11 protein-coding genes are annotated in these 13,362 nt (G+C 56.3%); 2 read left to right on the plus strand and 9 right to left on the minus strand.

Features of this window, described 5'->3' with window-relative positions:
• Positions 1 to 5: 5 nt before the first annotated feature.
• The 9 genes from AC2TF6_RS17340 to AC2TF6_RS17380 all read right to left on the minus strand — a co-directional run bounded on the left by AC2TF6_RS17340 (position 6) and on the right by AC2TF6_RS17380 (position 12,133).
• Positions 6 to 1,445, minus strand: a complete 1,440-nt coding sequence (locus AC2TF6_RS17340; protein ID WP_491307817.1) for a S41 family peptidase — start codon at positions 1,443 to 1,445, stop codon at positions 6 to 8.
• Between the two features lie 130 nt (positions 1,446 to 1,575).
• On the minus strand, positions 1,576 to 4,299 hold the full coding sequence (gene mutS, locus AC2TF6_RS17345; RefSeq protein WP_491307818.1) for a DNA mismatch repair protein MutS: 2,724 nt from the start codon (positions 4,297 to 4,299) through the stop codon (positions 1,576 to 1,578).
• 52 nt (positions 4,300 to 4,351) lie between these two features.
• Positions 4,352 to 5,860 carry a putative amidoligase domain-containing protein gene (locus AC2TF6_RS17350; protein ID WP_491307819.1) on the minus strand — a complete coding sequence of 503 codons (1,509 nt, stop codon included), beginning with the start codon at positions 5,858 to 5,860 and terminating at the stop codon, positions 4,352 to 4,354.
• Positions 5,861 to 5,961: 101 nt separating this feature from the next.
• Positions 5,962 to 6,525, minus strand: coding sequence for an outer spore coat protein CotE (locus AC2TF6_RS17355; protein WP_491307820.1), 564 nt, complete (start codon positions 6,523 to 6,525; stop codon positions 5,962 to 5,964).
• Positions 6,526 to 6,596: 71 nt separating this feature from the next.
• Positions 6,597 to 7,583: an aromatic acid exporter family protein gene (locus tag AC2TF6_RS17360; RefSeq protein WP_491307821.1), complete on the minus strand. Its 987-nt coding sequence runs from the start codon at positions 7,581 to 7,583 to the stop codon at positions 6,597 to 6,599.
• Between the two features lie 109 nt (positions 7,584 to 7,692).
• Complete coding sequence (locus AC2TF6_RS17365; RefSeq protein WP_491307822.1) at positions 7,693 to 8,577, minus strand: ABC transporter permease; 885 nt, start codon at positions 8,575 to 8,577, stop codon at positions 7,693 to 7,695.
• Complete coding sequence (locus tag AC2TF6_RS17370) at positions 8,574 to 9,365, minus strand: ABC transporter ATP-binding protein (RefSeq protein WP_491307823.1); 792 nt, start codon at positions 9,363 to 9,365, stop codon at positions 8,574 to 8,576. The genes AC2TF6_RS17365 and AC2TF6_RS17370 overlap by 4 nt, the downstream gene beginning before the upstream one ends.
• 85 nt (positions 9,366 to 9,450) lie before the next feature.
• Positions 9,451 to 10,458: an ABC transporter substrate-binding protein gene (locus AC2TF6_RS17375; RefSeq protein WP_491307824.1), complete on the minus strand. Its 1,008-nt coding sequence runs from the start codon at positions 10,456 to 10,458 to the stop codon at positions 9,451 to 9,453.
• 154 nt (positions 10,459 to 10,612) lie between these two features.
• Complete coding sequence (locus AC2TF6_RS17380; RefSeq protein WP_491307825.1) at positions 10,613 to 12,133, minus strand: carboxypeptidase M32; 1,521 nt, start codon at positions 12,131 to 12,133, stop codon at positions 10,613 to 10,615.
• A gap of 110 nt (positions 12,134 to 12,243) precedes the next feature.
• Here AC2TF6_RS17380 and AC2TF6_RS17385 point away from each other — a divergent pair, with 110 nt between their 5' ends.
• Positions 12,244 to 12,567: an iron-sulfur cluster biosynthesis family protein gene (locus tag AC2TF6_RS17385; RefSeq protein ID WP_009674353.1), complete on the plus strand. Its 324-nt coding sequence runs from the start codon at positions 12,244 to 12,246 to the stop codon at positions 12,565 to 12,567.
• A 66-nt stretch (positions 12,568 to 12,633) separates the two neighbouring features.
• Positions 12,634 to 13,236, plus strand: a complete 603-nt coding sequence (locus AC2TF6_RS17390) for a beta-class carbonic anhydrase (protein ID WP_491307826.1) — start codon at positions 12,634 to 12,636, stop codon at positions 13,234 to 13,236.
• The last annotated feature ends 126 nt before the right edge of the window (positions 13,237 to 13,362 follow it).

Consider the following 13,362-nt stretch of genomic DNA (forward strand, 5'->3'; position numbering starts at 1 on the left):
TTAACCTACTCCTTCTCCGTTTCCAACTGCAAAAGATTATCGGCATCTTCCCAGTGCAGCTGCGGATAGATATCGTCGAATTTATCCAGATTAATGTAGCTCGTCCCGTTCTTAAGCAGAAGGGTGTCGGGCGACATCGCGAATGTGTGGATTCCTTTACCGGTGCTTATGTTAACGGCTTGTGCGGTCTGATTCCACTTGATATCGGCGCCGATCAGGGCAGCCAGCGTACGGGAAGCGACAAAGACGTTGCCTCCTTCGCGGATCGGTCTGTACGGCTCCGTCACTTCCACCTGATTGACGGTTACGTCATGCTTGGTTACCCGCACCTGGAAGGAATTCGTTCCCGCTTTGCGCAGGGCCGTAATGAGCTGGGCCGTATAGCCGTCCGCTTCGATGTCGGGCGCAATGCCGATTCCGTTGACCGGCTTCATTTTGGGCGTCAAATATTCTTCGAAGGTCACCTTCACGGCGCTTTCGTCGCTGAGACTGTGCAAAGTCTGCATGCTACCCTTGCCGTAGCTCTTCATGCCGATAACCTCGGCAACTCCATAGTCTCTCAGGGCACCGGCAAGCATTTCGGAAGCGCTGGCGCTGTTTTCGTTCAGCAGCATGAAGACCGGAAGGTTCTGAGTCGTCCCGCCTTTGATTTGCAGAGGCGTATCTTCGTTGTTACGGTTTTTCGTATGGGCGAAGACGCCTTCCTTGATGAACTTGGAGGCGATATTCTGCGCCGATTCCACGAGACCGCCCGGGTTATCGCGCAAATCGATGACCAGCGATTTCATGCCCATTTTTTGCAGGGCCGAAAACGTCGCGTCGAAGATTTCATCGGCATCGCTTGAGAAGCTGTCGATTTTAATGTAACCGGTGCTTGGCGTTATGAGGTAGCCCTCCACGTTCGGCAAATGTATTTTCGCCCGGGTTAAAGTCAGGTTCAGCTCTTTGCCGTCACGCTTGACCGTCAGTTCGATTTTGGTTCCTTCGGGACCGAGAACACCGCTTACCACTTCGCTCAGGTTCTTTCCTTGCGTGGAAACGCCGGCGACTTTCATAATGTAATCGCCTTTTTTTAGTCCGCCCTTCTCCGCAGGCGATCCTTCGAAAATCTTGTCCGCATACACGCCGATATCGTCATACCCCATCTGGGCGCCGATTCCGTAATAATTGTTTTCCAGGCTGTCCGTAAATTTTTCCAGCTGTTCTTTAGTGAAGTATGTGGTGTACGGGTCCTTGGCGTTAATTTTTTTCAGCATGTCGGCAATGCTCAGACCTTTAAGCTCATCGGCCGTAATCCCGCTTACATGGTATTGGCCGAGTACTTGCCTTACTTCATCCGTTGTCTGCGCGCTCTCCTGAGCCCATGCCGAAGCAGGGATTAGCGCACCGAACACTACTACGGCGGCTGCGGCCGTTTTTAATTTACGAATACCGGGAAAACCCATTCATAATCACCCTTTTATTAAGATACGATGCGACAGGAAAACGGAGGCGGACCCTAGGTATCGCTTAATCCCGGCTTCGTGCGTCATCTTGTTGAGAACCATTTAGTTGGAAAAAAGCGGTTTTCCGCTGTCAGTTCTGTAATTTTTTCTTCAGCTCGTAAATGACATTAATTGCCTGCAGCGGTGTTATGTTTAGCAGATCCAGCGCTTTAAGCTCCTCGATGACCGCTTGCGTCTGCGGGTCCGGCTTGGCGGAAGCCGCCTGTGCCCGGATTGGCTTCGCCTCCTCGAAAAAGCTCAGCTGCTCTACGGCGGAGCGCTGGGACGCCGCTTCCTCCGGCGCACCGTAAGGAGCGCTCGCCTCCCCGGCTCCTGACGCATTCGCGGACGTGCGGGATGCAGGCGCCCCCGTCAGAACGCCCTCGCCGGATGACCCGGCTCCCGGTTCCGGTCCTTCGGCTGCCGCACGCGCCTCGAAAGTCTGCAGAAGCTCGTATGAGCGGGATATAATCCCGTCAGGCAGACCCGCGATCTGGGCGCAGTAGATGCCGTAGCTCGTACTGGCCGCACCCCGGATCAGCTTGCGCAGGAACGTAACCTGCTGTCCGCTTTCCTTGACGGCCATGCAGTAATTCCGCAGCTGCGGAAGACTTTCTTCCAGATGGGCCAGCTCGTGAAAGTGTGTGGAGACGAGCGTTTTGCACCCGATCTCGTGATGGAGGAACTCGATGACCGCCTGGGCGATCGCCATGCCTTCTCCTGTCGAGGTTCCCCGGCCCAGCTCGTCGATAATGACGAGGCTGCGCTCGGTCGCCTTCTCCGTCATCACCTGAATGTCCATCATCTCCACCATGAACGTGCTCTGGCCGCCGATCAGGTCGTCGGCTGCACCGATTCGCGTGAAAATACGGTCGATGATCGGAATCTTCGCGCTGCTTGCCGGTACGAAACAGCCGATCTGCGCCATCAGGCAAATAACGGCAACCTGGCGCATATACGTGCTTTTACCCGCCATGTTCGGGCCGGTAATCAGCAGCATGCTTCCGTCGCCGGCGGTAAGCTTCGTTTCGTTCTCGATGAACGCCCCGCTTTCAAGCACCGCCTCGACGACCGGATGCCTGCCTTCTTCGATGTGCAGATCGTAGCCGTCGCCGATCTCCGGACGGATAAACCGGTTGGACGCGCTCACCGCAGCCAGCGACTGGTACACGTCCAGCTCCGCTATCGCCTCGGCCAGCTTCTGGAGGCGTCCGATCTGCGAGGAAATCCGTTCGCGAAGCTGCACGAACAGCTCGTACTCCAGATCGGTGCGTTTGTCCTCCGCTTCGAGGATAAGCGCTTCTTTCTCCTTCAATTCAGGAGTGACGAAGCGTTCGGCGTTCGCAAGTGTCTGCTTGCGCTCGTAGCGCCCTTCGGGAAGGGACCCCACGTTGGCCTTGGTTACCTCGATGTAGTAACCGAACACTTTGTTGTAGCCGACTTTGAGCGACCTGATGCCGGTCGCCTCGCGCTCGCTTCTTTCCAGCTCGGCGATCCACTTCTTCCCGTTGGTGCTCGCTTCGCGGAGCTGATCGAGGTAGTCGTGATAGCCTTCGCGGATCATGCCTCCGTCACGTACGGACACAGGCGGTTCGTCTTCGATGGCCCCAAGAATCATCTCCGAGATGTCGGAGCAGGGGTCCATTTCGTCCACAAGCCGTTCGAGAACCCGGGCGCCCGCACCGGCGCATACGTCCTTCAGACGGGGCACCTGCTCCAGCGAAACCCGGAGGGCGATCATGTCCCGCGCGTTGGCGCTTCCGTAAGCCATCCGGGCGACGAGCCGCTCCAGATCATACACTTCTTTCAAAACGGTGCGAAGATCGTCGCGCAAAATAAACTGTTTGTACAGCGTCTCCACCGCGTCATGCCGGCTGCGGATCGCATCGGCCTGCATCAGCGGTTTCTCGATCCAACGGCGCAGCATGCGGGCGCCCATGGCGGTGACCGTTTCGTCCAGCAGCCACAGGAGCGACCCCTTACGGCTGCGTTCCCGGACCGTTTCCACCAGCTCAAGATTGCGGCGTGTGAAAGGATCCATCGTCATATACTGCTGAGGCGAGTAGGCCCGGATTTCTTTGATATGGGTCAAGCTCTGCTTCTGCGTTTCATGCAAATAGGCCAAGAGAAGCGAAACGACGCGTCTTGCGGAGGCGTCCAGCTTCCCGGCTGCCCCTTCTCCGAACTGCGGAGCGAGCTTGTCGTCCGCCGCCCGCTCCCACGCCGTAAACACCGTGGACTTCGCCGTAAGCGGAATCTGGCTCCGGACCCGGTCAAGAAGCGGCCCGTCCCCGATAATCTCTGCCGGAGCGTACGCGTTCAGCTCGTCGATCAGCATTTGGAACGAGTCCGACAGGGAGGTCGCATACAATTCTCCGGTGGACACGTCGCAGGCGCTGAAGCCGTACCGGCCGCCGACCTGTGCGACGGCCGCTATGTAATTGTTGCTCGCGTCTCCAAGCGTCTTGCCGTCCATCACGGTGCCCGGCGTCACGATCCGGACAATTTCCCGGCGGACGACGCCTTTGGCTGCGGAAGGGTCTTCGACCTGCTCGCAGATGGCGGCCTTGTAGCCTTTCTCTATGAGACGGGAAATATAATTGTCCGCGGAATGATAGGGAACCCCGCACATGGGGATCCGTTCTTCCGTACCGCCGCCGCGCCCCGTCAAGGTTATCTCCAGCTCGCGGGAAGCGTTGATGGCGTCTTCGAAAAACAATTCATAGAAATCTCCCAAACGGAAAAACAAAAAAGCATCCGGCACCTGAGCCTTGATTGCCAGATACTGTTGGATCATGGGTGTGTATTGAGTCATTCTAAACCTCCGACGAAACGTTCAGCGGATAAGGCTGTCTATGATTCTTCTATTATAGCATGTTTTCCTGCGAGGCATCCTGTTTCCGTCCGTAGGGACCGATTTTCCAGCTCCTCCGGAAATCGGCGAGTTCCTGCCAGCCTTCCATTCGCCGCGACTGTTCCCTTATCGGACGCAGATACCTTGCGAATTCCCCGTACATGGGCTGTTTCTCGAGATCGGCCCATACGCTTTCCGCGGCATCCGCCAGGCCCGGCTTATTGCCGGCATAATAATTCTCCTGAGCCTCCATATCGTCCAGCGGCCTTAGGTCCAGCTCGAAATAACGGTCTGCGATAATCCGCGCAAGCGCGAACACGCCGAGGGCGATTTCGGGCGAAACCAGCCAGCTCGGAAGCGTCCGGTACTCAAACCCGCCGTGCCGCTGCCGGCGGTAATCCCCCAGCAGCCCGTAGCGCGGTCGGCGCAGCGCGGTCGTCTCTCCCTCGATCATCGTAAGAGGGAGCGCCAGGTAGTTATCCAGCGCGCGCAGCAGGTGCGAATTCAGCCAACAGCGGCTGAAATGTACATGCCCGCCAAGCGGAAAGCCCGGCAGCGGCATACCGCCGGCGATCCAGGCGAGGCTGTCGTCGCCGATCTTGCGCGCGGCCGTACGCATCGTCCGGCGCAGGTTGGCGGCCAGCTGCGCCGGTTCGCTGCTCGGCTGCGGCCGCAGCTCGGCCAGCGGCAGAATGACGCGGTGGCCGCTGAGCACGATCGCGTCGCAGCCGACCTGGCCTTCCCGCTCCAGATACTTGGAGGCGGACACGACTTTGCCGCGCGGATTAACCAGCAGAAACTCGGGATCGCTCCCGAGTACCGCCGGCTCCGTCCGCGCCAGCTCCTGCGAGAGCTGCACGGCGTATCGCCCGATGGCGTGCGCAAAGAGCGCCGCCAGCGGCTGATCCGGCCGCGGCGAAGGATCTACCCGCAGCACGAGCGTCCTGCCGGAAGGCTCGATCGCGATATGCACAAGGCCGTAGTCGAGGCCGAGCGCATACACCGCCTTGACCGATTCGCGGACGGCGCGCTGGGTGTGAAACGTCTGCTGCTCCAGGCTGACTTCCTGAAAACCGGACGGCTCTGTTCCGGCCGAGCCTGGAAGGAGCAGCAGGTTGTTTTTCTGCCGGTAAACGGCGAGGGCCTCCATATGGAAAACCGGTATGCGGTATTCGTAGGAATACGGGCCGCCCCCCCGGTGGATGCTACGATCGCGGCGGCCGGCCTCCGTTTCTCCCCGGGAGCCGTGGATCGTCCGGATGCCGTGTACGGCAAGCTGCATCCTCGCGTCCTCTTCCCTCACCGCTAGGGAGACCGCTTCCGGAGGCTGCAGCAGAGCGCGCCGCGGCATTGCGGCCAAATCCTGCGCCTGTTCCGCCGATAGTTTGCCCCAGGCTGCGATTCTCACAGGCGTCTTCTCCGGAAGCTTTTCCCCATGCGGAATGTTCAGGAGATCCAATTCCCGGCTCATAACGGAAACCGTCTGCTTATCCCGTCCGGAGTACAGCACGAAGAGCTGCATAGTCGTCCTCCTCCCGGCTGCCCATTTTTACCCGGAGAAACAAAAAAGAGGGCAAACGCCCTCTGCCCCAGCTTCTTCCGGTGCATAAGATGAAGTAACCTTTAACTTAAATCATCTTCCAGCAGATCGGGGTTTAAATCTTCGAAATCTCCTTCATCGCTGATGAGATCGAAGTCTACATGCTTCTCTTCGAAATCTCCGCCGCTCGGATCCACGATCACGTGCACCTTCGTTTCCGCCGTCAGCTCCACATGGAATTCGCGCTCTACGCGGATCAGCACGTTCCCGCCTCCGGAGATGCTCGCTTCCACACAGTTCGGTTCCTGCGTTGCGACCGCAGAAACTTCCGCTGTGACAGACTTGTGCCGCTTGTCGAGGTACGACAAGCCGACTACCTCCGCATAAGATACCGTTTCTTTCGCGACATCGGTTTTCGTATTCCGATCATACGAATACCAGATGTTGATATCGTAAGTACCGACGACCTCGACTCCCTCTCCAGACTTGACGGCTTCGTACTGATTGTTGATAATCCAGGCGCCTAAGATACTGGTTGGAGCATGAGGCGGAGTCACGGTATGACTTACGTGCGAAAATTTGCGTCCTTTGCCGCAGACAGCTTTCACGATGATCTCTCTGCTTTGCAAATTTCTATCTATTGACATCCTTTCAACCTCCTCCATGCAATCATTCATTACAAGTGTATGCAGGACAGTCGCCCGGGGTGACAACTTTTTCAGGAGCGCGCGGACGCGGGCTTCGGTTTTTTTTGCTTTTTGGCGATGTTCAAATAATAGCTCAGTTCCCGGGTCAACTGCTGGAGGGCCGCTCTTGCCTCGAACTCGGAAAGCGTCTGCGGCAGCGTCTCCATCTTGAAGTTCGCCTGCAGAGCGGCCAGCTTTTTCTCCGAACGTCCGGTGTAGTAGTCTACTTTGCAGTCTTTGCTAAGCTCTTCGAAAATAGAAGCGAGACTTTCCCCGAGAGGCAGCTCCCGACTGACTTGGGACACCAGCAGCGCCATCCGCTGAAGGGATTCGAACTGCTCGTTGCGCATGTAAAAATAGAGCTGCATGTCCGTATACGTATGAGTGCCGAAAAGCAGCGCGTTCTCAATCGACCGGCTGGCCGTTTCGGTTCCCGTTTTCAGCACTTCGTCCAGCTCGAGGAGTTCCTTGCCGTTCCAGACGACGGTCGTATCCCTTAGATGTTCGGCAATGTGCAGAAACACATCCGAGAAAAGTCCCTCGACTTTGGACCGGTAAAACTCGATTTCTTTGTCCGCTTTGGGCATATACGAAATGTTGATCAGCGTGGCGCTTCCCAGCCCGACGATAAGAAGGATGATTTCATTTAAAATAAGCGGGGCGCTGATCGACTGTGCATTATAAATGTGAAAAATGGTTACGGAAGCCGTGACCGCTCCGTCGCTCAGCTTTATCCGGTGCAAGACCGGGAAAACGATAAGTACGAACAAACTGAGCACCCAAACGTGGAAGCCAAGCAGGCTGAACAGGACGGATGCGAAAAGGACGGCCAGAATGGAAGCCGCGATCCGCTGAAAAGCGTTGTTGATGCCTCTGCGCTTCGTTACCTGAATGCCCAAAATAGCAAGAAGCCCTGCGGAATTGGGGCTGGTTAAGCCGATCCACCGGGCCAAAGTAATCGATACGATGACGGCCAGAGCCGTTTTTAAGACGCGAATGCCGATGAAAGGAATGTTCATAGATGTTTGCTCCGTCTAGTGGATTTTTTCTGTTTCGATTATTCCATGTTCGGCGATATTGTTCAAGTCTACCGGTCACAAGAGCCCGCAATTTATGCTTCTCTCAGACTTACCGGCGGGACATCAATTTATTCTCCAAATAGACGACGGCTTGATACATAAAGGTCGCGACGATCGCGATGACGACCAGACTTGCTATGACGAGAGTGAAGTTGAACACCTGGAATCCGTACACGATGAGGTAGCCGAGCCCCATTTTGGAAACCAGGAATTCGCCGACAATGACCCCGACCCAGGCAAGGCCGACGTTCGCTTTCAACGTTGCCACTATCGTGGGAAAAGAGGCGGGAAGGATCACTTTGCGGAAAACCTCGCCCCGGCTTCCTCCGAAGATCCGGACGACTTTCACGTAATTGTCGTCGACTTCCTTGAAGCTCCCGTACACCACCAGTGTCGTAATGATGACGGTAATCGAGAGCGTGGTCGCGATAATGGACAGCATCCCGGGACCGAAGCCGACGATAAACAGCGGACCCAGCGCCACTTTCGGCATGCTGTTCAGCACGACGATGTACGGATCGAGCACGCGCGAAAGAAAGGGCGACCACCAGAGCAGCATCGCCAGCGCCGTCCCGAAAAGCGTGCCGAGCACGAAGCCGACAACCGTCTCATAGACGGTATATCCCGTGTGGGGAAAAATGGAGCCGTCCGCGATTTTGGAAGCCAGGAGAACAAAAACTTTGCTCGGATAGCTGAACAGCAGCACATCGATCCATTTCAAGCGGCCCGCGGCTTCCCATACGCCCAGGCTGATCACAAGGATGAGCAGTTGGGTGACACGGACACGAACCGCGACTTTGCGATTGGCCTCCAGATGGGCCGCATGGATCGTATCCGCAAGCGTTCCGCCGTCTGTATGCGCCTGCCCGTGCGCCTGTGCGTGGATACCGGCTACTTGATTCTGTGCGGTTTCATCTGCCGGTTGATGGTTCACGTTTCCGCCTCCTTTCCGCCCATACGCTCGAATTCCTGCCATATCTCGTGGAAAAGCTCGTGAAATCCCGGCTTTTCTCTCGCTTCGAAAGGCAGCGTCCGCCGGATGTGCTCCGGAACGGCAATCTCCCGCCGGATCCGGCCCGGGTGCGGTTCAAGCAGGATAATCCGGTCGCTCATCGCGATGGCTTCCGTGATATCATGCGTGACGAGCAGCGCCGTTTTGCCCCGTGAACGGAGCGTCTGCACGACGAGATCCTCCAACTGCAGCTTAGTCTGGTAATCGAGCGCGGAGAACGGCTCATCCAGAAGCAGTAGCTCGGGCCTCGCGGCCAGCGTCCGGACGAGGGCGACGCGCTGCCTCATTCCGCCCGATAACTGGGCGGGCCGGTAATCGCGGAATGCGGCAAGCCCCATCTCCTCCAGGAGATGATCGACGTACGCCCCCGTTTCCTTGTTCAGCCTGCCCAGCAGCTCGAGTCCGATGACGGCATTGCCGTAAATCGTCCTCCACGGAAACAGATAATCCTGCTGAAGCATATACCCGACCCGGGAAGTAGGGGAATCCACTTCCCGGCCGTTAATCAGCACCTGCCCCCGGGTGGGCCGGATCAAACCGGCGATAATGGACAAAAGCGTCGTTTTACCGCAACCGCTCGGGCCAAGCAGGCTGACGAATTCACCCGGCCGGATGGTCAATTCGATATTTTCCAAAGCCGAGTTCGCCTGGGCGTCCGACACGTACACATGCGTCATGCCGCTAACTTGAACCGTGGCCGCTGTATCCATGGTCGCATCCCTCCTTATCCGCTTGCACGAGAAAGGCCCCCGCAGCCAGAGCCGGCAGCCGCGGCACTAAGCAGGCCGTGCCTGCTCACTTCACGTTCACCTTGGCTTTCTCGGCAAAACTGTTGTCCACCAGCGTGCTCCAATCGGCCTTCGCTTTCAGCTCACCCGCCTGAGTCATGACGTCCTGGAGGTTGTTCCATTCCGCTTCGTCGATGACGGGGTCGCCGGCGTAGGTGTTCTGGTCTTTATACCGTTTCACCACGCTTCTCACGATTTCCGGATCGGTATCCTTAAAATAAGGCAGAACCGCATCCGCGATTTCGTTGATGCTTTTCGTATGCATCCAGTTCTGGGCCCGCTGTACGGCATTCGTAAACTTCTGAACCGCGTTCGGGTTTTTCTTGATAAAGCTTTGTTTCGCCATGTAAACGGTGTACGGCAGTTTGCCGCTTTCGACTCCGAACGAGGCCAGGACGTAGCCTCTTCCCTCTTTCTCGAAAACGGACGCCTGGGGTTCGAAAAGCTGGACATATTCCCCGGTTCCGGAAGAAAAAGCGGAAGCGATGTTCGCAAAATCGACATTCTGGATCAGGTTTAAGTCCTTGCGGGGGTCAATGCCGTGCTTGCGCAGCGCAAACTCGCCGGCCATTTGCGGCATTCCGCCCTTGCGCTGGCCGAGGAAGGTTTTTCCTTTAAGTGCGCTCCAGTCGAAATTTCCGGCCGGTTTCGTGCGCGATACGAGAAAGGTACCGTCCGTCTGCGTAAGCTGGGCAAAGTTGATGACGGGATCGTCGCTTCCCTGCTGATACACGTAAATCGACGTTTCCGATCCGACCAGCGCCACGTCGATGCCGCCGGAGAGCAGCGTGGTCATCGTTTTGTCCCCTCCGGCCGTAGTCGTCAGGTCCACTTCCAATCCCTCATCCTTGAAAAAGCCTTGCGAAAGCGCGACATATTGAGGCGCGTAAAAGATCGATCTCGTGACTTCACCGATACGGATTTTGCTGACTTCTTCCTGTTTCGAGCAGCCCGGCAGAACCAATCCCGCCAACAGCACCGACAGCAGGAGGAAGACGATAGATCTTCGTAACACGGGCGTCTCCTCCATTCCTCTTGATTGCTTTCAGCATATGCACAGGCAGGCGGGCGGGTTAACGGACGGAAGGCCATCTGGGCAAAAAAAAACGCCCCGAAAGGCGGTGGCCGAAGCAGCCAACGTCATCCGGGGCGTTTTTTTACAACTTCTATTAGCTTAAGCCGTAGAGCGGCTTATATTTGTCCTTGAGGTAATCCACCAGATACTGCGGATTGAGATCCTCGCCCGTCACGCGGCGGATGATCTCGTTAGGCGTCTGGGATTTTCCGTAGCGGTAAATGTGCTCGACCAGGAACTGTTTGATCGGAGCGAAATCGCCTTTGGCCAGCAGCTCGTCAAACGCCGGAATCTCTTTGCGCAGCGTGTTGGTGAACTGGGCGGCGTACATGTTTCCGAGCGCGTAAGACGGGAAGTACCCGAAGGAGCCGCCGGCCCAGTGCACATCCTGAAGCACGCCTTCCGCGTTCGTGTCCGCCTCGATACCCAGGTACTCGCGGTATTTCGCGTTCCAGGCTTCGGGCAGGTCGGCGACTTTAAGCTCGCCGCTGAACAGCGCTTTTTCAAGCTCGTAGCGGATCATGATGTGGAGATTGTAGGTCAGTTCGTCCGCTTCGATCCGGATCAGCGAAGGCTCGGTATGGTTAATCGCCCGGTAAAACGCCTCTTCGCTCACGTTATCGAACTGTCCGGGGAAGGTCCGCTGCAGGTCGGCGTAGTAGCGGGACCAGAACTCGCGGCTTCTTCCTACCATATTTTCCCAGAAACGGGATTGTGACTCGTGAATACCCATCGACGTTCCCGTGCAGAGATTCGTTCCGATCAAGTCTTCCGAAATGTTCTGCTCGTAGAGCGCATGCCCGCACTCGTGAATCGTACCGAAGAGCGCGCTTGTCGCGTCTTCAGGCAGGTAACGGGTCGTAATCCGGACATCGCCCGGATTCAGGCCGGTCGCGAACGGATGAACGGTTTCGTCCAGACGTCCCGCTTCGAAGTCGTACCCCAGTTCCTTTAAGATGAACAGCGAGAAATGCTTCTGCTTCTCCTTGTCGAACGTCTGGCGCAGGAACGAACGGTCCGGCTGCGGCGTTTTCTTGATTTCGGCCAGGAGAGGCACCACTTCGCTGCGGAGAGCCCCGAACACTTCGTCCAGCTTCTCAACGGTCATGCCGGGCTCGTACATATCGAGAAGGGTATTGTATTTATGCCCTTTGTAGCCCCAGAGGTCGACGAATTCCAGGTTCGTTTCCACGATTTTTTCCAGGTAAGGCTGGAACATGGCGAAATCGTTCTTTTCCTTCGCCTCTTCCCAGACGCTTTCCGCTTTGGAAGTCAGTACGACGTATTCTTGATACTTTTCAGGCGGAATCTTTTTGCTGCGGTCAAATTCCTTCTTCGCTTCGTGAACGATGCGGCGGTTCGTTTCGTCCAGTTCCTCGATGCGTGCCGTATCGGAGAGGAAATCCAGGTATTCGCCCATTTGGTCGGATACCGATAACCGGAACGCTTCGGTGGACAGCTCGCCGATGACTTCGGAACGCTCGGATGCCCCCTTCTTGGGAGCGCCGGTGCGCAAGTCCCAATAAATGAGGCCGACTGCTTCTTCATAATGTTTGATTTTACGTATGTATTTGCGGAATTCATCCAGTTTGCCCTGATAGTCTGTCTGGCTCATGGTGGATTCTCCTTTCACTAAACAGGTATACTGTCATCATACTTTCTATGCGGGAGATAATCAAATTCTTCCGTTTGTGATACAATTGATAAAAAGGAGGGAGCTTACGCATGTACATTCACTTTAGCGAAGCGGCCGTCGAAGCCCTTACAAACCGCCTGCCGCAGGATGCGATCCTCAGGCTGTTCTACGATACGGAAGGCTGCGGATGCGCCCTGGCCGGGGTAGCCGCTCTTCAAATCCAGGCTGCCCATACCGAAGGCGACGTAGATGCGCGGAGCAATGCGTTCACCGTGCAGTACGATCCCCGCAAAGAAGTTTTCTTCGAGGAAAATCTGTCGGTCGACTACATGCCCCAGCGTGGAACCTACGTCCTGAAGAGCAGCCAGCAGACCTACAATCCGGCCATGAGACTGGTCAACTGCGTGAATTAGCACAAGGCGGCCCGCAGGCTGTCTTTGCCATAAAAAGAAACCATACAAAAGAAGCGGAGGATCTATATGAGTTTGATATCCGAAATTCTCACTTACAATGAATCGTTTGTGGAGTCCAAAGAGTACGAACAGTATTTGACAACCAAGTTTCCCGATAAACGGATGGTTATCCTGACCTGTATGGACACCCGTCTGGTGGAACTGCTTCCCAAGGCGATGAACCTGCGCAACGGCGATTCCAAGATTATTAAAAACGCCGGCGCTCTCGTCTCCCACCCTTTCGGAAGTATTATGCGGAGCATTATCGTGGCCGTATACGAACTGGACGCCGATGAAGTACTCGTAATCGGACACCGCGACTGCGGCATGACCGGCTTGAACTCGGAGAAGGTTCTGAGCAAGGCGCGGGAACGCGGCGTGCAAAATGAAGTGCTGGACACCCTGCATAACTCCGGCATCAACCTCGACAAGTGGCTGACGGGTTTCGAGCATATCGACGAAGCGGTCATCGGAAGCGTGAACATTATCCGCAATCACCCGCTCCTGCCGAAAAACCTTCCGGTACACGGCCTGGTCATGAACCCGCAGACGGGTAAACTCGACCTGCTTACGGAAGGATACGACGCCACCCCCGTAAAAACGAATCCGGAAGAGTATCCGTTCATTTAATTGCCCGGAACGTCACTCGTCCACCTGTCTACATACAAAAAAACCGCCTTTCGGCGGCAGGCGCTGCAAACGCGTTGCGCCCGCCCGAAGGCGGTTTTTTTATTGAAAATACCGGCGGTCGTTAGC

The organism is Paenibacillus sp. JNUCC 35 (assembly GCF_058269095.1).